The sequence below is a fragment of the Vibrio sp. 11-4(1) genome, from assembly GCF_013048625.1.
Lineage (GTDB): Bacteria > Pseudomonadota > Gammaproteobacteria > Enterobacterales > Vibrionaceae > Vibrio > Vibrio diabolicus.
The window spans coordinates 335,333-355,980 of the sequence record NZ_VHSY01000002.1 but is presented as its reverse complement, the minus strand read 5'-3'; the positions used below and the strand labels follow the sequence as shown (position 1 = coordinate 355,980).

At 45.6% G+C, this 20,648-nt stretch carries 14 protein-coding genes; 10 read left to right on the top strand and 4 right to left on the bottom strand.

Annotation, left to right across the window (positions count from 1 at the left end; all coding sequences use genetic code 11):
- Nucleotides 1-981: a DmsE family decaheme c-type cytochrome gene (locus FKN16_RS05035; RefSeq protein WP_015296565.1), complete on the bottom strand. Its 981-nt coding sequence runs from the start codon at nucleotides 979-981 to the stop codon at nucleotides 1-3.
- 53 nt (nucleotides 982-1,034) lie between these two features.
- On the bottom strand, nucleotides 1,035-3,299 hold the full coding sequence (locus FKN16_RS05030; protein ID WP_170902140.1) for an OmcA/MtrC family decaheme c-type cytochrome: 2,265 nt from the start codon (nucleotides 3,297-3,299) through the stop codon (nucleotides 1,035-1,037).
- Between the two features lie 450 nt (nucleotides 3,300-3,749).
- On the opposite strand from FKN16_RS05030, the gene FKN16_RS05025 reads away from it, so the two are divergent.
- Together FKN16_RS05025 and FKN16_RS05020 are read left to right on the top strand one after the other, a co-directional pair.
- Nucleotides 3,750-4,373, top strand: a complete 624-nt coding sequence (locus tag FKN16_RS05025; RefSeq protein WP_170902139.1) for a c-type cytochrome — start codon at nucleotides 3,750-3,752, stop codon at nucleotides 4,371-4,373.
- Nucleotides 4,374-4,395: 22 nt separating this feature from the next.
- Nucleotides 4,396-4,980 (top strand): NapC/NirT family cytochrome c, encoded by a 585-nt coding sequence (locus tag FKN16_RS05020; protein ID WP_170902138.1) that lies wholly within the window; start codon nucleotides 4,396-4,398, stop codon nucleotides 4,978-4,980.
- On the opposite strand, the gene FKN16_RS05015 is transcribed toward FKN16_RS05020, so the two are convergent.
- Complete coding sequence (locus FKN16_RS05015; RefSeq protein WP_170902137.1) at nucleotides 4,937-6,415, bottom strand: DUF2867 domain-containing protein; 1,479 nt, start codon at nucleotides 6,413-6,415, stop codon at nucleotides 4,937-4,939. The two genes, FKN16_RS05020 and FKN16_RS05015, sit on opposite strands and share 44 nt — an antisense overlap.
- A 95-nt stretch (nucleotides 6,416-6,510) precedes the next feature.
- On the opposite strand from FKN16_RS05015, the gene FKN16_RS05010 reads away from it, so the two are divergent.
- The 8 genes from FKN16_RS05010 to fabV all read left to right on the top strand — a co-directional run bounded on the left by FKN16_RS05010 (nucleotide 6,511) and on the right by fabV (nucleotide 18,871).
- A complete protein-coding gene (locus FKN16_RS05010; RefSeq protein ID WP_170902136.1) occupies nucleotides 6,511-7,887 on the top strand; it encodes an MATE family efflux transporter in 1,377 nt (458 codons plus the stop codon).
- A gap of 187 nt (nucleotides 7,888-8,074) precedes the next feature.
- A complete protein-coding gene (locus FKN16_RS05005) occupies nucleotides 8,075-8,746 on the top strand; it encodes an ABC transporter ATP-binding protein (protein ID WP_005393230.1) in 672 nt (223 codons plus the stop codon).
- Nucleotides 8,727-11,180, top strand: a complete 2,454-nt coding sequence (locus FKN16_RS05000; RefSeq protein ID WP_170902135.1) for an ABC transporter permease — start codon at nucleotides 8,727-8,729, stop codon at nucleotides 11,178-11,180. The genes FKN16_RS05005 and FKN16_RS05000 overlap by 20 nt, the downstream gene beginning before the upstream one ends.
- A complete protein-coding gene (locus tag FKN16_RS04995; protein WP_170902134.1) occupies nucleotides 11,180-12,301 on the top strand; it encodes a lipocalin-like domain-containing protein in 1,122 nt (373 codons plus the stop codon). Before FKN16_RS05000 ends, FKN16_RS04995 begins: the two co-directional genes overlap by 1 nt.
- Nucleotides 12,302-12,630: 329 nt before the next feature.
- Nucleotides 12,631-13,782: a Na+/H+ antiporter NhaA gene (gene nhaA, locus FKN16_RS04990; RefSeq protein ID WP_006742626.1), complete on the top strand. Its 1,152-nt coding sequence runs from the start codon at nucleotides 12,631-12,633 to the stop codon at nucleotides 13,780-13,782.
- A 722-nt stretch (nucleotides 13,783-14,504) separates the two neighbouring features.
- Nucleotides 14,505-15,149: a TetR/AcrR family transcriptional regulator gene (locus tag FKN16_RS04985; RefSeq protein WP_005393225.1), complete on the top strand. Its 645-nt coding sequence runs from the start codon at nucleotides 14,505-14,507 to the stop codon at nucleotides 15,147-15,149.
- A 62-nt stretch (nucleotides 15,150-15,211) separates the two neighbouring features.
- Nucleotides 15,212-17,494: an acyl-CoA dehydrogenase gene (locus FKN16_RS04980; RefSeq protein ID WP_005393224.1), complete on the top strand. Its 2,283-nt coding sequence runs from the start codon at nucleotides 15,212-15,214 to the stop codon at nucleotides 17,492-17,494.
- Between the two features lie 174 nt (nucleotides 17,495-17,668).
- The gene (fabV, locus tag FKN16_RS04975; RefSeq protein WP_145532240.1) at nucleotides 17,669-18,871 is read left to right on the top strand and encodes an enoyl-ACP reductase FabV; all 1,203 of its coding nucleotides are present in this window, start codon (nucleotides 17,669-17,671) and stop codon (nucleotides 18,869-18,871) included.
- Between the two features lie 76 nt (nucleotides 18,872-18,947).
- On the opposite strand, the gene FKN16_RS04970 is transcribed toward fabV, so the two are convergent.
- Entirely contained in the window at nucleotides 18,948-20,630 is a 1,683-nt protein-coding gene (locus FKN16_RS04970; RefSeq protein WP_006742623.1) for an aspartate:alanine antiporter, read from the bottom strand.
- Nucleotides 20,631-20,648: the final 18 nt, after the last annotated feature.

Below are 20,648 nucleotides of genomic sequence, written 5' to 3'. Positions count from 1 at the left end.
CTAATAACTTAATGTTTGACCACGTGGGTGGTTAGAGCCATGCACTTGATTGTGGCAGTTCAAACAACTTCCGCCGCGCACTCTCAAGTCGTTTTCAGGAATGGCTACGTTTGCATGTGGCACACGGTGACATTCCTGACAAAGCATTGGCAGCCGTTTATTGAGCAGGGCTTTGTTCACTGAACCATGAGGTGTGTGGCAGGATGTGCAATCTTCAGTTACTGGCTCATGCTCCCATAAAAATGGGCCGCGTTTTTCCGCATGACACTCGTAACAAGCGTTATTGACGGTTGACCAGTTCAGGCTTGCTTCATTTAATGTCTGATGTGGATTGTGGCAGCTAGAACAAGTCATGACGCCGTCGATAATAGGATGACGACTGCGTTTGTGGATATCCGATTTGGTGCGGGAGTGACAATCGGTGCATTTGTCTGCTTGCATTTCGGCAACCATCATCGGATCGTCTTTTTGATGCAGTTGGTGACAGCTTGCACAAGAAAGCCCTTCAAAAGCGTGCTCGCTACTATGCCAAGTCGAGCGTTTCGCATCTTGGTGACAAGATAAACACACGCTGTTTTGCTTTTCGGCTGGAACAGGGGAGTTTGGTCCAAAAGTGATCATTGGCTCGCGAACTTGTCCTTTTCGCGGATTGCGCTCGTGATTGTTCGCTGGGCCATGGCATGCTTCACACTGTTTATCATTCATTGGCCCATGCAGGTTTGCGGACTTGCCATGAATGTTGTCGAAAATACCCGTTGCAGGTTTATCTGATGTATCGTCATGGCAACGAAGGCAGCCATCTGGCCCGCGGCGTGAATATTTCCCCTCGGAAAACTTGGTGTCTAATATGGTTTCAATTTCTTCTTGAGTTAACGTCGCCGCTTCGGGTTCTGGCTTGGCGACATCTTCCGAACTGACGGTGAAGATGACGCCTAACCCAAGTATCCCAGCTACCAACCACCGCAGAAACATTGCTTTCATAGCTCTTCCTTTTCTTATCCTTAGTTGTCAAAGCATTGTGTTCAATGACGAATTCAACGGTAGTCGTATACCTTGTGAACCTTATCTACCCCTTGTGACTGACCAATGGCATGGCAAGTTGCACATTGCTCGGAGCCCATGGCTTGTGCTGCTGTGTCTGCTCCAAATACCGCGCCGTGATTCAGCATATGGTTTAGAGTCGCATCTCCTGCCACACTATCCGGGTCAGCATTAGCTAAAGATGACTCTAAGTGACACGCGCCACAGGCGACTAATGCAGGACTAAAGTACTTACCACTCGCAAGAGAAGGGCGCGTATTTTGTTGGCTAGGTAAGTTGTATTGAGCATTGGTATGGCAGGCCTCACAGTTGTTGACTGCGCCAGGGAAAGGCGCTTCACCGCTATGAGCGGAGCCAAAGGCGTGGAATGAGTGCACGTGGTACTTTAGATCAGCTGCCATCCCAGGATAAAACGCAGAACGTTCAGAGTTATGGCAATTTTTACATTGTTGGAAGTCGGTGGCGGCATGTGGATGCTCACCAAGCTTATGGATAGTCAGCTCTTTGTGACAATCGTTACACGATGAAATGTCCGCGCCCACTGGCAGTTTGTGTTGCTTGTTGATACCAGACACATCAAACGAGCCGGATGCGTTATTGGCGGCAATGACGAAAGGCGATTTGATAAGATCGATGCCTTCAAACGTGACGCATTCGGCGAGCTCGCCATCTCTACGGTTAGCGCAAAGTGGCATGTCGGCGATGTTAACCGTCAACGTAGAGTTGGCGATTGGCTTAATCGCAGCGTCAGTGAAGTCTTTATGACACAAGAATAGGCCTTCTCCTTGAGCCTCACAGCCGTCACCAAGTGCGCCATCATCGGCGACGTAGAGACTGTTGTTTGCAACCATCGGGCCTTGGCCGTTATCCCAGTTCAGCAACAAATTGAGGTGCCCATGTTCATTAATGAAAGGGGTCAGTTCTTTGATGGATCCAATACCTGTGCCTGCTTGCGACACTCTTAGTTCAACCTCAAACTGGTCATCAATAAATCGCGCGCTTTCAACGTTGATTTCAAGCGAATCACGCGCTTTTGCAAGATTCTCTAAACGCATTACGTGAACCGTTTTAGCACTTCGGCTCGCGTCTTGGCCGATGATTGGAGCGCCATTGTCGTCTCGGTCATAAGGTCGGTGACAGCCAGAGCAGGAGTTTTGTGGTTCGCCGTTTCTTACCCAAGCCGTACCGATTTGGTTATCATGCGCGCCTCTGTCTCGGTACAAGTGACAGGTCTCACAGGCAACTTGACTTGGGTTTTCAAACCAATTGTTGGCGTCTGATGCTTTCGCAACATCGGTTGAATGGCAGGTTGTACAGTTGCGGGCATCTTGCGGGAAAGGGTTGCCTTCAATGACTAAACCATTGATGTCGGTAACGAGCGCGTCATTCTCGTCGACAGGCTGTTTGTAGGTGTCGGTGTTATTTCTGTCGCTACCTAATTTGAAAACATTACCGTGGTATTGATGAACAACGGCTGCGAGAGGGCGTCTGGCTGGCGCGGCGCCTGGGTTACTGTCATTGTGGCAAGCGGTACAAACGGCAATGTTGTTATTAATTGAGCGATAGCCCGGTCCATGATGAAGCGGTTCGCCCATATGACAGTTTTCACAGGTGCCTGTTTCAATCACGTTGCGGGAGACTACTGCATCTGAACTTTCTTGCGGCACCCATTCAAACACGTGGGTGAAACCGTTGCCTTGCTCGCCATACGCCATGACGATTCGGTGGAGTTTATTCGCATCCCAAGCGATAAAACCATTGTTGCTAGAAGAGTCGGCAGTATAAGGATCGGACACTTTCAAAACGTCAGGAATGGCAAACGTGTAGCGATATCCCTCGTCTGTTTTTACTAATGTTCCATCCCAAACACTCTCCATGCTTGCACGGTTATTTACGGTGTTGCTTGAGTGATGGAAACTCTTCCAATAAGTGTTTCCATGACGCCCATTGAAGGCAAAGGCTGGATCGCTCGAGTTTTGTGTATCGACACGAGAGGGCATTGCTTTAAGAAGTGCGATGCGAAAATCTCTCGTTTCGTCTAGCTCATGAGGTCTGCCACTGGCGTCTTTGACGGTAAAATTGACCACCAGTTTGGTTTCTCCGGTTTCTTGAGTGACCAATGATGGCTTGGAAACACTGATCTCGAAATCACCAAGTGCAGGTGGTGGTGTATTCTGATCGTTTTTGCTGTCTGGACCACATCCGGTGAGCAGTAAAATAAACAATATTAATGTAGCGATCGACTTTAAACCGTTCATAGTCCCTCTCGATTCGTCCTAAAGTAAGTGGGAATGCATGGGAATGGTTGAATATTCCAATAAACGATTGATTGAAATATTAATTTTATATTCAAGACAAAAGAAAAATATCCATATTTACATCGCTTGAATAAATCGAAATACATGGCTTGTAAGAGTATAGACGCAATATGAAATATTATTAAAATAAACCGCTATTTTTGTGTGTGAATTTGGGGGTTGAATTTATTATCATTTTAAATCAATTGTTTGGGTTGGATTTTCTGCGATTTAAGAGGTCGGCGCAGAAAAAGTAAGGGTATTGAACTACGCTACTTTAAATAGTTGCGGCTTAATATTTTTATCTTGGATATCGTTGGTTTTAAGTCGCGTTTATAAATTGATTTTCTTATCGTTTATTCGCTGTCTGGTTTTGATTAATAAAGATAATTACTACGGAGTCAGTCTAATATGCACCAGATAATTAAACTCTCACTAAAAATTTCCTCAGTGTTAGCCATCAGTTCTGCTTTGGTTTCCCACAGTTTAGCATCACCAAGTGAGCTAATTTCACAATACGAATGTGAAGCCTGTCATGGGCCAGACGGTGTTAGTTCCGACACGAATATTCCTACCATCGCAGGGATTCCCGAATTCAATTTTTTTGACCAGATGCTACGTTACCTAGAAGGTAGGCCTGCAAATTCTGTTAGTCACGCTTACGGAGACACGAGCAAAAAAGGCGACATGGTGTCGATAGTTAAATCTTTATCTGAGGCGCAGATTGAAGAGTTAGCAAAACATTATGCTGGGCTCGAGTTTGTGCCAGCTAAGCAGTCTTTTGATCAAGCGTTAGCGATGAAAGGTAAGGCTATCCACGCGAAAAGTTGCGAGAACTGTCATTCGGATGGTGGCAGTAACGCTCTGGATGAAGCTTCGATTTTAGCTGGTCAGCAGAAGGGCTATCTCGCCACTACGTTGCAACAGTTTAAGCAAGGCAAACGCTCCGTTGATAAAAAAATGGATGAGGCGTTCAAAGGGCTTAGTGCCGATGATTTAAACGCGCTCGTAGAATACTATGCGAGTTATCGCTAGCGCTGCTTTGGGATGAACACCAATGAGTTTATGGCGTAAACCAAACAGAAAATGGATGCTCGGCATACCAATTGGTGGCTTATTGGCGTTTATCCTTGGTGGGGCGGCCCTCAGTGTTTTTCACGTTGGTATGGATTACACCAATCGCAACGAGTTTTGTTACAGTTGCCATATTGGGATGGATACGATAGTTGAGGAGTACCAAGCATCTCCACACTTCAAAAATGCTCAGGGTGTGGTTGCCGCTACGTGCAGTGATTGCCATGTCCCTAGGGAGTTTTTTGCTAAAATCGCATTGAAAATCGGCGCTACAGCCGACATCTATCACAAACTGACTGGAGAAATTACGTTAGAGAACTTCGAGGCGGAGCATCGTCCGAGGTTGGCTGCTGAAGTCACACAGCAGTTTATCGAGAATAAATCAAAACAGTGTCGATATTGCCATTCTGTTGACAAGATGGATTTCGAAGCGCAAGGACGAACCGTTGCGCGTCGACATCAGATGATGGAAAGTCGAGAGCAATCGTGCATTGATTGCCATGCGGGGATTGCTCATCACCTGCCTATTTCTCTATATTCTCCAGAGACTGTTCCTCCTGAGGAGTAATACTGATACTTTCGGCTTCTTTCGCGATGGCTTTGACCATGCCTTTGAATATGAATAGATGGGCTGGCATCATGGCAAACCAGTAAAGTAGCCCGAGAAATCCCTGTGGGTGCCACCAAGCGGTGATATCCAGTTCTCGTTCATCACCATGGTCTTTGATGGTAATCTCTAAACGTCCAAGCCCTGGGCCTTTCATCCCAAAAAACAGTGAGAGGAACTGATCTTCCTCGCAGCGAATCACTTTCCAAGAGTCAATATAATCGCCGACTTTGAGTTCCGGCCCCAGAGGAGAAACGCGAATCGGTTTCCCGCCACCAAAAAAGATGTCGAGCCATTCGCGTGTGCGCCACAAAATGTTGGCAAAGTAATAGCCTTTTTCACGACTCCCGATTTTTTGAGCCACTTTCCATAATGCCGCAGCGGAGGCTTGAGTTTTTATGCTCGCACCGGCTTGTTTAGGGTAGTAGCCATACCCCGGTTGCCATCGACGAAGTGCCGCTGGCTCAAAGCCCCAAACATTACTGCGCACAAACGTGCCTTCATCTTGGATGGTATCGGATACCGCTTGCTCGTAGCTGATCAGCGTTTGCGGAAATCGTGCTTCAATCGCTTTGGAATCGGCAATGTAGTCATGCTCTAACCCCGCGAGTAATGCTTTGCCGATGTTTGCTGGTACAGAGGTGACCAAGCCGAGCCAGTACGATGCCATTTTGGGGGTAAGCAACGGTGTCGACCACAGCCGATAAGGCTTGTTGGTGATTCGGCAAATGACTTTAAACTGCTCGCGGTAGCTGAGTGTATCTGGCCCACCAACTTCATAAATTTGGCTTTCTTCTGGGGGTGATGCTTCGGCCAACTGCAATAAATAGTGATTGAGGTTGGGTAGGGCAATAGGGTTGGCTTTTGAGTCGACCCATTTAGGCGCGATCAAAATAGGTAAGTTGTAGACAAAATCTCGCATGATCTCGAAAGCCGCGGAGCCGGGGCCAATGATGACGCCAGCACGCAATTCAGTTACTGGAACGCCAGACTGTCGGATAATTTTGCCCGTTGCTTTGCGAGCGGCTAAATGGCGCGAGTTTCCGGTTTGCGGTTGGATGGCACTTAAATAAATGACATGTTTGACACGGCTTTGCTCCAATGCGTATTTAAAGTTCAAAGCAAGGTTTAGTTCGTATTCAACAAAGTCATCGCCTTGTGCCATTCCGTGCACTAGGAAAAATACCAAGTCAAAATCGTTCACCACAGCGAGCGTGGCTTCTGCGTCGGCTAGGTCTAGATACCGCAACCTTAAATTAGGATGGGGCCGAGTCCTTGACTCCAAATAATCGATATGTCGCGCCGCAGCCGTGACGGCGTAACCTTTGTCTAAGAGTAACGGAAGAAGTTGAGAACCAATGTAACCCGAGGCGCCTAGCACCAACACCTTTTTCATTATCTATCCTTTTAATCGTTGGTGGAATAAACACCACAGAGTATAATCATGAGACACTTTCCCCATTCTATCAATAAGTTGTCGTTGGAGCGCTTGTGACTTTTCTCTCTCAACTCTCAATACATGCAGATAAAGCATTCTTACGTCGCTTATTCGCGATCGCGCTACCAATTACACTGCAAAGCATGATGTTTTCTAGCCGAAGCCTCGTCGATGTGCTTATGCTCGGCCAACTTGGTGAAGCTGAAATAGCCGCTGTTGGGGTAGCGGCGCGCGCGACGTTTGTTACTACCATCATGTTAGTTGGGGTGACGACGGGTGGTGCATTACTGACCGCACAATATTGGGGGGCAGGCGATAAAGTCGGGGTACGTCGCAGTACCGCTTTAACATGGATGATAGCCATGGTGTTTGCCGCCATTGCCGTTGCTTTGTTTGTTATTTTCCCACAGCCAGTTATGAAACTGACTACAGACTCACAAGAAGTGATTGAGTTAGGGGCCAGCTATCTAATTATTTCATCCGTTAGCATGTTTGCTGTTGCGTGTGTCGCTAGTATGTCGGTGGGCTTGAGAGCGATGCACCAACCGGGGCTGAGCACATTTTTTAGTGGTATAGGCATTCTGTCTAATGTTTTCCTCAACTGGGTGTTAATTTTTGGTCACTTAGGTTTTCCTGCTTTAGGGATTACAGGGGCAGCCATTGCAACGGTTATCAGTGGCGCTATCGAAGTCGGTTGTCTATTTGGCTATTTATGGCTGAAGAAACACATAATTGCATTTGGTTGGGATGATATACGCGCAGGTTTGGTTTTAGACAAAATAACGCGTTTCTTGAGCCTTTCCTTACCGACCACATTTAACTTTTTGGCATGGGCTGGTGGATTGTTCGCTTACCATGCCATCATGGGACAAGCGGGTGTGCAAGGTTTGGCAGCGTTGTCGGTGATGACGCCTGTTGAGTCAATCGCTCTCGCTATGATGATTGGCCTATCGAATGCAGCTGCGGTTTTAGTGGGTAACCAACTCGGCGCGAAAAACTTTGAACCTGTGTATTACCAAGCTTGGGCTACGGTCATTTTGAATGTGTTTATCGCATTTGTGGTCGCAGTTGTATTGATAGTGTCCAATCAATGGATCCTTAATGCGTTTAGTGCACTGACAGCGGATACTCGCCAGTTAGCTGAACAGTTTATGGTGATTCTTGCTTTAGGTGTCGTATTACGCTCGGTGCCGATGATGGTCATTGTTGGGGTATTACGTGCGGGTGGCGACGTTAAGTTTTGTTTGTATCAAGACATTCTTGCGCAGTGGGTGATTGGGATTCCACTCGCGGCATTTGCAGCGATTCAGCTCGGTTGGGAGCCGCAATGGGTTTACTTACTCTTTTTGACCGAGGAAGTTGTGAAGTGGACGATTTGTCTGCCAAGAATGGTGAGCCGAAAATGGATGAAAAACCTTATCGGTCAATAGAGGTAAACAGAGCTTTCTGCAGCTGCAAAAATCTGCTCAATACGTCAACAAAATTAGGAACAGAAAGTGAATCGAGTTGCATTTGTACTCTCATAGTGTGATCAAGCATTCAAAATACTTTCTACTAACAGGATTTTAGTGTAGATTCTGATCCCAATTTTTAAATACCATCCGAGCGGCATAATCAATGTTAAAACTGTCAGACCTATGTAAAGGCTATGTAGACGGGGGAGAATTTCACCCTGTATTACAAGGGGCAGAATTAACATTACAGCAAGGTGACCAAGTCGCTCTGATGGGAGAAAGTGGTTCGGGTAAAAGTACTTTGCTGAACTTAATTGCCGGACTGGATACTGCAGACTCTGGTGAAGTTCAGTTTCCAAATTTTGCCATGCATGATGCGCCAGAGCATTTGAGAACCCTTTATCGCCGCAACAATATTGGTAATATCTTCCAACAGTTCAACCTGCTTCCTACGCTCAATATTGCCGACAATATTCGTTTTTGTCGTCAGTTAAAAGGTTTGCCAGAAGATAAAGAGTTGTGGCGTCAAATTCTTTCTGCTCTGGATTTAATGCCTCTGCTAGGCCGTTACCCGGAAGAAGCATCTGGTGGTCAGCAACAACGTGCTGCTATTGCTCGCGCACTCTATATGGAACCTAAAATCCTACTCGCTGATGAGCCAACTGGTAGCCTAGACGAGCGAAACGCAGAAGCGGTAATGCGCTTATTGACGAGTCTCGCTCGCCAACTGGAGTGTACTTTGCTGTTAGTGACGCACAGTGAAAAAGTGGCGGCCCATATGGAAGGTAAGATTCGACTTCAAGGAGGGCAACTGCATGTTATGGCCCGTAGTTAAGGCACTACTCGGTCATTACCGTCGTTACCCACTACAAATTATTCTTGTCTGGCTAGGGTTAACCTTAGGCGTGTCCCTTCTTGTTGGTGTTACTTCTATCAATCAGCATGCAAAACAAAGTTATGCGACAGGAGAAAAGCTTTTCTCCAATCCTTTGCCATACCGAATCCGAACTAAACACTCTGCCAATAAAATTCCTCAAGGTTTCTATATCCAGTTGCGCCGAGCTGGGTTTAACCAATGTGCGCCGTTTGACGTGCTGCATCTAGATGCTAAAACCGACATGAGCTTGATGCTGGTGGGGATTGATCCTGTCGCGATGATTCCATTGCAGCAAGGCAAATCTTTGGGTGAGATGCCCGTTCTATCATTAATGAAACCTCCTTATCCCATTCTAGTTAGTCAAGATTTGGCCGCTTACATGAGTTGGCAGGATGGGGACTTTATTGAGATGAATGACGGAAGTCGTCTCGGACCAATTCAAGTCGATAAAAACAAAATGCTCTCTGGGACTCGGCTGGTTACCGACATCTCATTACTGCGTATGCTCAAGCGGAGCTCAGGTTTGTCTGCGATTTCTTGTGGTGAAATGCCAGAGGAAAAACTAATAGCACTGAAAAACATGCTTCCCAATGGCATGACGCTCGTTAGGAATACGCGTACGGAGCTTGAGTCGTTAACTAACGCATTCCACATGAATCTCACTGCGATGGGGATGCTGTCATTTTTGGTCGGGTTGTTTATTTTTTATCAAGCGATGTCTTTGTCATTTATTCAGCGACAACGTTTGGTGGGTATTTTGAGACAGACGGGGGTCAACGGAACGCAGTTGGCTCAAGCATTGTTGTTAGAGTTATCGTTGCTCGTCTTTATTGCGTGGGCGTGTGGTAACTTTTTTGGTTTGACCTTGGCAAATGAGCTAATCCCTGCAGTCTCATCGAGCCTGAGCGATTTGTATGATGCCAACGTAGGCTTAACAATAGGATGGTCTTGGCAGTCCAGTTTATATAGTCTGATCATGGCAGCGATGGGCGCATTAATATCGTGTTTGTGGCCATTGATTCGTTTGTTGAAGTCACAGCCAATTCGTCTATCTTCTCGACTGTCATTAATGCGATTTGCAGGGCGTGAGTTCTCTTGGCAGGCTCTTGCTGCGTGTGCGTTTTGTGTCGCGGCAATCGCAGTGTATCAAGCACCGAAAACACAAGAAACTGGCTTTGCCATTATTGCGCTGATGTTGGTTAGTGTGGCCTTGTTCATGCCATTTATTATGTGGCATATGTTCCAGAGCTTTTCTTACACCATGCGTTGGGTACGTGTACGTTGGTTTTTTGCCGATGCGGCTGCAAGCATGAGTTATCGCGGTGTGGCAACAATGGCGTTTATGTTGGCACTGGCGGCAAATATCGGCGTAGAAACGATGGTAGGCAGTTTTAGGGATACAACCGATAAATGGCTCAACCAGCGATTAGCAGCGGATATTTATATCTATCCGACAAATAACTCAGCAGCTCGGATGAGTGCGTGGCTGCAAAACCAACCAGAAGTCAACTCGGTTTGGTGGCGTTGGGAAAAAGATATGCCAACCGAACATGGTGCTTTGCAAGTGGTGAGTACAGGCTCTTCTGAAGGTGAGCTAGATGCACTGACGGTAAAACTAGGTGTCCCGAATTACTGGTATCAACTGCACGCGACCAAGAGCTTGATGGTGAGTGAATCGATGGCCTTAAAACTGGATATTCGCCCAGGGGACTTCATTAACTTGCAGGAACCACTAGGTGGAGACTGGCAAGTCGTTGGTGTTTATTACGATTATGGAAACCCGTATAGCCAGGTGATGATGTCGCACCGGAATTGGCTGTATGCATTTGCAGGGACGGGCAATGTTGGCCTTGGTGTAGTGTTAAAAGATAGCGTTAATGGGGAGGGTCTGAAAAATCGCTTAGAAAATGTATTCCGCCTCCCGCAAGACCGTGTGTTTGATAATGGTAATATTTATAGTCAGGCAATGAGGGTATTTGATCATACCTTCGCTATTGCAGGAACCTTGGGCAACATCACACTGATTATTGCTGTGTTTGGTTTATTCTTCGCGACATTGGCGGGCGAGTTGTCGCGGCAGCGGCACTTCTCTTTGCTGAGATGTATGGGTGTATCCGGAAAGGAACTTGTCGCATTGGGTGGTTTGCAGTTGTTTGTCTTCGGGGCCATTTCCGCGATTATTGCGGTGCCACTTGGTCTGGCACTTGCACACTTGATCGTTGATATTATCATTAAGCAATCATTCGGCTGGTCTCTGGAGCTTCAAACGATCCCTTGGGAATACGCTCAAACTATTGCTTGGGCGATGCTTGCCATCATGATTGCTGGCGCATTGCCAGTTATTAGAATGATTAAGAGTACGCCAATGAAGTCATTAAGGGATGCGTTGTAATGAAAAAAGTGGGCTCTAAAAAACGCTTGTTAGTTTCAACGATCATTGTTATTACGTTTGCCTTTTTGACCGGGGCTGCTTTTTACTCAACTTTTTGGTTGGAAGCGACAGCAACACAAGAAAGCGAGCTTAATTCTATTCTAACGCGTGAAAATCAAACGATTTTCGAACCTGTATTACCTGACGAACATGTCTCTTTACCGTCAGATTTTCGCTTTCATCCCGAGTACCAACATGAATGGTGGAACTACTTTGCGAAACTGAAAGATGAACAAGGGAAAATATACAATGTTCAATGGAGTTACTTCAGGGTCGCGACGGACGAGCGAGAAACCAGCGGATGGCAAAACCCTCAACTGTACATTTCACATGTTGTCGTTAGCCATGGTTCGCACGTCTGGAAAGAGCAACGTGTAGCGAGAGGCGGGATAGGCCAAGCAGGCATGACTAATCGTCCTTTCAGGTTATGGATTGATAATTGGACGTGGCGTTCACTTGGTGCAACGCCTTTCCCCGGAAACTTGAATGTGACTACCGATACGTTTGGTTTAGATCTCAATACTATGACAAATGGCCCCTTTGTTGTGAATGGAGACAAAGGTTTTCAGGTTAAACACGCGTTGCAATCTGTTGCCTCTTTCAGTTTTAGTGCGCCATTTTTAAAGGTGAAAGGGAGTTTGAACATTAATGGTAAACGCTTCTCTGTTGCTGGCTCTGCTTGGGCTCAGAAAGAGTGGGGCAGTGGCTTAATTGGTGAAGGGCAACAGGGTTGGGATTGGTTTGTATTCAATTTAGATGATGGTCGAGCACTGACAGTCAGCCGCTATCGCCACCATGGACAAACACCGCACGTGTTTGGCACCTTGTCCACACGCTCAGGTAAAGTCATCAATCTCTCAGATGATATCAGTATTAAACCAATGCAAGTGACCAGTTTATCAAATGGAAGAAGGCTGCCTTTGCAGTGGATTATTAATATTCCAAAGCATCAAATTAACTTGACCACTCGTATTATCAAATCAGATATGTGGCTTCCTTTTGTTATACCGTATTGGGAAGGTCCTACCTTAGCTTCAGGCTCCAACGAGGCTTGGGGCTTTATGCAGCTCACCGGTTATTAAATTCTGATAAAAACCACCCCAATGGGTGGTTTTTTAGTGGATGAAACTTCCTGAATTTTTCTCAAAAGTATGGGGTTATCATGACAGTACATGCCATGTTATGCTGATTTTCTCATAATCTTGATAAACATTTGGCGCGATAACAACAAGTACGCGCTGTGATCAAAATTGAGTGTTATGTTGGAAAATACGATGTATAGTAAACTTCATATCGGAAAAATCGAAGTTTATACTCTGAAGAAGCGATTATTCTAAAGTTTTCGACCGCTATACACTCTTATCATTCTTTGTTAATCGTTTATTAAGATAATAAATATAAGGACGAAACCATGAACGATGTCATTCGTGACTTTTTCAAAATGGAATCAGCTGGTGGTATTCTTCTCGTGATTGCCGCGGCAATTGCGATGACCATTGCTAACTCACCGCTGGGCGAAACTTATCAATCTGTACTGCATACTTATGTATTTGGTATGTCAGTTTCTCACTGGATTAATGACGGCCTAATGGCTGTTTTCTTCTTACTCATTGGCCTTGAAGTTAAGCGAGAGCTACTTGAAGGTGCGTTAAAATCAAAAGAAACCGCAATTTTCCCTGCGATTGCAGCGGTTGGCGGTATGTTAGCTCCTGCTCTTATTTACGTAGCCTTTAATGCCAACGATCCTGAGGCGATTTCTGGTTGGGCAATTCCAGCGGCGACAGATATCGCTTTTGCTTTAGGTATCATGGCGTTATTAGGTAAGCGTGTACCAGTAAGCCTAAAAGTGTTCTTGCTGGCGCTTGCTATCATCGATGATTTAGGAGTGGTTGTTATTATCGCGCTATTTTACACCGGTGACCTGTCGACCATGGCGTTGCTTGTTGGCTTCATCATGACTGGTGTCCTATTCATGTTGAATGCGAAGGAAGTAACAAAACTTACGCCATACATGATCGTCGGTGCGATCTTATGGTTCGCGGTGCTTAAATCCGGTGTTCACGCAACATTGGCAGGTGTAGTGATTGGCTTTGCTATCCCACTAAAGGGAAAGCAGGGCGAACATTCTCCACTTAAACATATGGAGCACGCGCTTCACCCATACGTGGCATTTGGTATTCTGCCTCTATTCGCATTTGCCAATGCGGGGATTTCGTTAGAAGGTGTATCGATGTCAGGTCTGACTTCAATGCTGCCACTCGGTATTGCTTTGGGTCTACTGGTTGGTAAGCCTCTAGGTATCTTTACCTTTAGCTGGGCAGCGGTAAAAATGGGCGTTGCTAAGTTACCTGAAGGGGTTAACTTCAAGCATATCTTTGCGGTATCTGTGTTGTGTGGTATTGGCTTTACAATGTCTATCTTCATTTCCTCTTTAGCGTTCGGAAATGTAAGTCCTGAATTTGATACCTATGCTCGACTAGGCATCTTAATGGGTTCGACGACAGCAGCATTACTTGGCTATGCCTTACTGCACTTTTCTTTGCCTAAGAAAGCGCAAGCGTAAGATAAAAATGCGCTATTTTGTAAAGCCTCCCAATCGGGAGGCTTTTTTATACCCATAGTTCAGTACATCAGCGACTTAATAGCGACACTTTCGTATTGAGCGGATGTCTAGACCATGGAGATGAACGGAATCATCGAAAAGTAGGTGGTAGATCTGCGGGCGAAAAAAAGCCCAGCCGAAAATTTGACTGGGCGGATACAAACATAGGAGTTAATAAGAAAAAAGCAGCAACGTAACAATTAGATGGAAACAAGTTTGACGGCCAGTGAAACTTAAAATGCCCTAGTTGTTACATTTATTCAGACCGAGCCTTTTCCAAACAGTTCCATTTTTTTTCAAAAAAAATTCGATTTAATTCTTTCTGCCTGCTTGTATCGTAAAGAAGTAAGAGAAGAGGCGAACAGCGTAACCAACTTAATGGCGGTTTGAAACTCGATAGCCCTCTTTTCTATAGTAGCTATAAACTTAAATTGCATTTCAAACCCGCACCTCCTGCTCCGACCGCCCAACGACATTGCTAGCGTTTCAAATACGATGGTTTGCGAAACTTGGTCATTTTCTTCAGGCGAGCATCATTTGCTTATTAGACTTAAATTCAAAAGATTAGATCACACCTTCTAAGTTCTGGTCAGACCAATTGGTGAAAGTGTGATGTTAATCATTTGTTAATCTAAAGTTTCAGGAGTATATTTTCAAACAGTTGTTTAATACGAGTGATTAAAATGGCCCCGAGAACATCAACAAAAGAAAAAATACTCGATGTCGCAGAAGGACTCTTTGCTGAACATGGTTTTAATGATACTTCGCTAAGAACGATAACAGGTAAAGCGAACGTCAACTTAGCATCGGTAAACTATCACTTTGGCGATAAAAAAACGCTAGTTAGAGCGGTTTTAGATAGATACCTAGAAGCGCTCATGCCGAGCATTAAAACCTCACTAATTGAGTTAAATACGCGTGATAGCTACGACATGGACGACGTCTTTGAGTCATTGCGTTTACCTTTGCGTACATTAAATGATGTGCGCCCCAATGGTACTGCATTATTCATGTTGTTAATTGGCCGTGGTTACACAGACGTACAAGGTCATCTGCGTTGGTTCATCACCACTCGATATGAAGAGGTACTTAACCTCTTCACCTTCTCGATAATGAAGGCAAACCCGGAACTATGTGAGGAGCAGCTGTTTTGGCGACTGCACTTCACGCTAGGTACCTGCGTATTTACGATGGCTTCAAGCCAGGCTCTTTCGGAGCTTGCTGAAAGTAAATTTGAAAAGGAAGTCGATGTGAAATCTGTCGTCGATTTACTGATTCCTTATTTGTCAGCAGGAATGTCAGCGAAGCAGTTGGCACAAGACAAATAAGAAAGTTAAACCAATAATAAAATTATGCCCAGAGCGGTTACGTGAACAAAAGGATCTGAACTATGAGCTCTCTACGAAGAAAATGGATTAGTGACCCAGCTTTTAAAGTGTTCAAAAAAGTATTGCCACCTCTCTCTAGCACCGAGAAAGAGGCGATGGAAGCGGGTAGTGTGTGGTGGGATGCCGAACTATTTTCAGGCAAGCCTAACTTCACTACATTGCACCATTATCCAACGCCGACACTGACAGCAGAAGAGCAGTCATTTATGGATAATGAGCTTGAAACCCTGCTAGAAATGCTTGATGACCAGAAGATTGTCAAAGAAGACAGGGATTTACCGCCTGAAGTATGGGAGTACTTACGTAAAGAGCGATTTTTCTCACTGATCATTTCAAAAGCGTATGGTGGTCGTGAATTTTCCGCTTTAGCGAACTCAACCATTGTTTCTCGTATTGCGACTCGAAGTATCAGTACCGCGGTATCGGTAATGGTACCGAACTCTCTTGGTCCAGGTGAGCTTTTATCGCACTATGGCACGCAAGAGCAAAAAGATTACTGGTTGCCTCGTTTAGCTGATGGTACCGACATTCCTTGTTTTGCATTAACAGGGCCCGAAGCGGGATCTGACGCCGGTGGTATACCAGATCAAGGCGTAGTTTGTTATGGCACTCACGAAGGCAAAGAAGTGCTTGGCGTGCGAGTTAGCTGGAATAAACGCTACATCACACTTGCGCCAGTGGCGACAGTGCTCGGATTAGCATTTAAGCTACAGGATCCAGAAGGGCTACTTGGTGATAAGAAAGAGGTTGGAATCACATGTGCGCTGATCCCCGCTGACCATGAAGGTGTCGAGATAGGCGAGCGCCATGATCCTCTGGGGTCTGCATTTATGAATGGTCCGACTCGTGGTGAAGATGTCTTCATCCCTATGGACTGGTTGATCGGTGGCGCTGATTACGCAGGTAAAGGTTGGCGTATGCTGGTTGAGTGTCTTTCTGCTGGTCGTGGTATCTCTCTCCCAGCGCTTGGCACAGCGATTGGTCATCTTACTACACGTACAACTGGTGCTTATGCTTACGTGCGTAAACAGTTTGGTATGTCGATCGGTAAGTTTGAAGGTGTCGCAGAAGCAATGGGGCGCATTGGTGGTCTTACTTACCTACTAGAAGCGACACGTACGCTGACGACGACTTCTCTCGATATGAAAGAAAAACCTGGGATCGTAACCGCGATTGCCAAGTACCACATGACGGAAATTGCGCGTACTATTCTAAATGATTCGTTTGATATTCATGCAGGTCGTGCGATTCAAGATGGCCCAATGAACTATCTTGCTAAACACTATCTCGGTATTCCAGTTGCTATCACTGTTGAAGGCGCGAATATTCTGACTCGTAACCTGATGATTTTTGGTCAAGGTGCGACTCGTTGTCACCCATATGTACTAAAAGAAATGGAAGCTGCTGCGAATCCAGATTCTGAACAAGGGGCGAAAGAATTTGACAACTTGCTCTTTAAACACATCAAACATGCGGTAGGCAATACATTTGGTGCATTTGGCGCGGCGCTAACTGGTTCTCGGTTTGTAAAAGCGCACATGAGTGGCCCAACACAGCAGTACTATAAAGAAATCACAAGATTAAGCCGAGCGCTTGCCGTTAGTGCTGACTTCGCGATGTTAACACTAGGCGGTGATTTGAAGCGTAAAGAAATGATTTCCGCACGTCTGGGTGATGGCTTAAGCTATCTATATATGGCGTCTGCCGCACTGAAAAAGTATGAAGATGAAGGACGTCAACAAGGCGATCTAGATTTTGTCCACTACGCCGTTCAACACTGCTTGTATAACGCATCTAAGTCATTAAATGAGGCTTATACCAACTTCCCTGTGAAATACGTTGGCGGTGTGCTGAAAGGGTTATTGTTCCCACTTGGTAATCATTTTAATAAGCCAAGCGATGAACTGTGTGTGAATCTGGCGGAAGCGATGATGACGCCAGGAACACAACGCGATCGACTCACGCATCTTTGCTACATCGGAAAATCCGACGACGACAGCGTAGGCTTAATGGAGAAAGCCTTCCTCGCAATGTACGAAATCAAACCTTTAGAGCGTAAGCTTATGAAGGCGGCGAAGGATGGGAAAGTGGCTCGTAAAGGTCTTTTACACGACCGTTTGCAGCAAGCATTTGAAGCTGGCGTGTTAACTGAGCAAGAAATTGACCAAATCATGGCGGCAGACAAATTGCGTTACAAGGCGATTCAAGTTGACCACTTTAGTCATGACTTTTCTGAAGTGCGAACTGATTGCCCAAAAAAGTCGCATTTGAACCCGGCGGCATAGTAAACCGTTAATACTAAGAAAAGCACCTCAATGAGGTGCTTTTTTGTGTTCTTGCAGAGTGGATGTTGGGATAGTGCTCCAACCACTTGCCTTTTCAGAGCATTTTTACAGAAATTAGATGCGAAATCCCGACGAAACTTTTATCCTAACAAGGTTTTTTAAAGGAAGTTGAATATGATCATCAAACCTAGAATTCGTGGATTTATCTGTACTACAACGCACCCTGTTGGTTGTGAAGCTAACGTAAAAGAACAAATTGCGTACACTAAAGCGCAAGGCCCAATCAAAAACGCACCTAAGCGCGTTCTTGTTGTCGGTGCATCAAGTGGCTACGGTCTATCTTCTCGTATCGCTGCGGCATTTGGTGGCGGTGCATCAACTATCGGTGTTTTCTTCGAAAAAGAAGGCACTGAGAAGAAACCAGGTACGGCAGGTTTCTACAATGCAGCTGCTTTTGAAAAGCTAGCGCGTGAAGAAGGCCTGTACGCAAAAAGCCTAAACGGCGACGCTTTCTCAAATGAAGCGAAACAGAAAACTATCGAACTGATCAAAGAAGATTTAGGTCAGATCGATATGGTGGTTTACTCACTGGCTTCCCCAGTACGTAAAATGCCAGAAACTGGCGAGTTAGTTCGTTCAGCGCTTAAGCCTATCGGTGAAACTTACACATCAACTGCCGTTGATACCAACAAAGATGTGATCATCGAAGCAAGTGTTGAGCCTGCAACAGAAGAAGAAATCAAAGACACAGTAACCGTTATGGGCGGTGAAGACTGGGAACTTTGGATCAATGCACTGTCTGATGCTGGTGTTCTTGCTGAAGGCTGTAAGACAGTCGCGTACAGCTACATTGGTACTGAGCTAACTTGGCCAATCTACTGGGATGGCGCACTAGGTAAAGCGAAAATGGACCTAGATCGTGCGGCGAAAGCGCTAAACGACAAGTTAACAGCGACAGGCGGCAGTGCAAATGTTGCTGTACTTAAATCTGTTGTAACTCAGGCAAGTTCCGCAATTCCTGTTATGCCACTGTACATTGCAATGGTATTCAAGAAAATGCGCGAAGAAGGCGTACACGAAGGCTGTATGGAACAAATCTACCGTATGTTCAGCCAACGTCTGTACAAAGAAGATGGTAGCGCAGCAGAAGTGGATGAGATGAATCGTCTACGCCTGGATGACTGGGAACTTCGTGACGACATTCAGCAGCACTGTCGTGAGCTATGGCCTCAAATTACGACTGAGAACCTAAAAGAACTGACTGACTACGTAGAGTACAAAGAAGAGTTCTTGAAACTATTTGGTTTCGGTGTTGAAGGCGTAGATTACGAAGCGGATGTAAATCCAGCGGTTGAAGCTGATTTTATCCAAATCTAATCGAATGACTGATTAGACAACCGATATACAAAAGGCGCTCATTGAGCGCCTTTTTTGCTTTCATCAGTCAAAGTTATTAACTTAATATTATCAGGATCGTACCGGCTAACGTCATCAGAATATTAGCAATCGCATAGGTACCCGCATAGCCAAGAGCAGGGATGGTGGATTTAGCGTAGTCGTTGACGACATCCATAGCTGGGGCACAAGTTCGGGCACCAATAATGGCACCGAAGAGCAGGGCACGGTTCATCTTGAGTATGTGTGCGCCCACTAAATAGGCCAGTACTACAGGCACAACACTAACAATGAATGCTAAACCAATCACCTTTGGACCAACTTGGGTCAAGTGCTCGAACATCTTTCCGCCTGCACTTAGACCTATTCCCACCATAAAGAACATCAAACCCAAATCTTTGACCATATTCAGCGCCCCCTGCGGGACATAGCCGAAAGTAGGGTGATTTGCTCGTAAGAAACCAAGTGTAATACCAGATAACAAAAGACCTACCGCGTTACCCAAGCTGAACGAAACCTGGCCGAATGTCATCGTGATGAGGCCAAACAGAATACCCAAAATAAAGAAGCTGCAAAAAGCGAGTAAATCGGCCATTTGACTGTGGATCGAGATGAAACCGATTTTTTCCGCGAGTCCATGTACTCGGCTTTTCTCGCCGCTTACCTGAAGGACGTCACCTTTAGCGAGAACAATGTCTAAATCCATCGGCATTTCTATTTGCGCACGTACCACGCGGTTTAAGAAACAGCCAAACTCAGATAAGTTTAAATCAGATAAACGCTTGCCTGCGATAGCGTCACTTTTTACGACAATTTCTTCTTCAACGATGCGCAAATCAAGCAAGTTACGATCAAATACTTCTTTACCGTTGCGGAAGCTAGGATCCAAGCGAGCATGGCTATCAGGGAAGCCAACCAGTGCAATTTCATCACCTTCTTGCAAAATAGCATCACCATCTGGATGGGCGAGAATACCGTTACGGCGGATTCGCTCAATGTAACAGCCAGTTTGACGATAAATGCCTAGTTCACGCAAGTTCTTGCCGTCAGTCCAGTCAATCAATTCTGGACCGACTCGGTAAGCACGAATAATCGGTAAGTACACTTTTCTTTGGCTTGAATTTCCAAGGCCACGTTCTTGAGCAATTTGCTGCGCAGAATCAGACAGGTTCTGCTTCTGTAGTTTTGGCAATAGCTTCGCGAACATGATCATGCTAATTAAGCCGACCAGATAAGCCATCGCGTAACCCACGGATAGATTTTCTAATACCAAAGAAAAATCCATATTGCGCGGTATAGTCGCAAGGCCAGAGTTAAGAGCGTCTTGTGCACCAACCAGTACAGGTGTTGCTGTCAACGCGCCAGCCATCATACCGGCTGACAAGCCAAAATCGAGGCCGAAATAGTGGCTCAAGCCATACGTTAAGCTGACTGCGGACACGAGAACGGTCATACTTAAGATAAAGTAATGCTTACCATCTCTGAAGAATATGCCAAAAAAGTTTGGTCCAGCTTCAATGCCAACGCAATAAATAAACAGCATAAAGCCAATGGTTAATGCTTCTGCATTGAATGAGAAGCCAAGGTGACCCATTACCAACGAGGTAATTAGAACGCCTATGGAGTTGCCTAGTTGTAATTTGCCAAATCGGATTTTTCCGATGGCAAGGCCAATGGCTAATACGACGAAGATTAGAAGGATAGGGTTTTGCTCAAGAAGGTATACGACGTCTATGTTCACTGTGTGGCTCGGTAAAGT

Coding starts and splice junctions, on each gene's coding strand:
- FKN16_RS05035 (WP_015296565.1), bottom strand. CDS start 981: ATGAAAGCAATGTTTCTGCGGTGGTTGGTAGCTGGGATACTTGGGTTA.
- FKN16_RS05030 (WP_170902140.1), bottom strand. CDS start 3,299: ATGAACGGTTTAAAGTCGATCGCTACATTAATATTGTTTATTTTACTG.
- FKN16_RS05025 (WP_170902139.1), top strand. CDS start 3,750: ATGCACCAGATAATTAAACTCTCACTAAAAATTTCCTCAGTGTTAGCC.
- FKN16_RS05020 (WP_170902138.1), top strand. CDS start 4,396: ATGAGTTTATGGCGTAAACCAAACAGAAAATGGATGCTCGGCATACCA.
- FKN16_RS05015 (WP_170902137.1), bottom strand. CDS start 6,415: ATGAAAAAGGTGTTGGTGCTAGGCGCCTCGGGTTACATTGGTTCTCAA.
- FKN16_RS05005 (WP_005393230.1), top strand. CDS start 8,075: ATGTTAAAACTGTCAGACCTATGTAAAGGCTATGTAGACGGGGGAGAA.
- FKN16_RS05000 (WP_170902135.1), top strand. CDS start 8,727: ATGTTATGGCCCGTAGTTAAGGCACTACTCGGTCATTACCGTCGTTAC.
- FKN16_RS04995 (WP_170902134.1), top strand. CDS start 11,180: ATGAAAAAAGTGGGCTCTAAAAAACGCTTGTTAGTTTCAACGATCATT.
- nhaA (WP_006742626.1), top strand. CDS start 12,631: ATGAACGATGTCATTCGTGACTTTTTCAAAATGGAATCAGCTGGTGGT.
- FKN16_RS04985 (WP_005393225.1), top strand. CDS start 14,505: ATGGCCCCGAGAACATCAACAAAAGAAAAAATACTCGATGTCGCAGAA.
- FKN16_RS04980 (WP_005393224.1), top strand. CDS start 15,212: ATGAGCTCTCTACGAAGAAAATGGATTAGTGACCCAGCTTTTAAAGTG.
- fabV (WP_145532240.1), top strand. CDS start 17,669: ATGATCATCAAACCTAGAATTCGTGGATTTATCTGTACTACAACGCAC.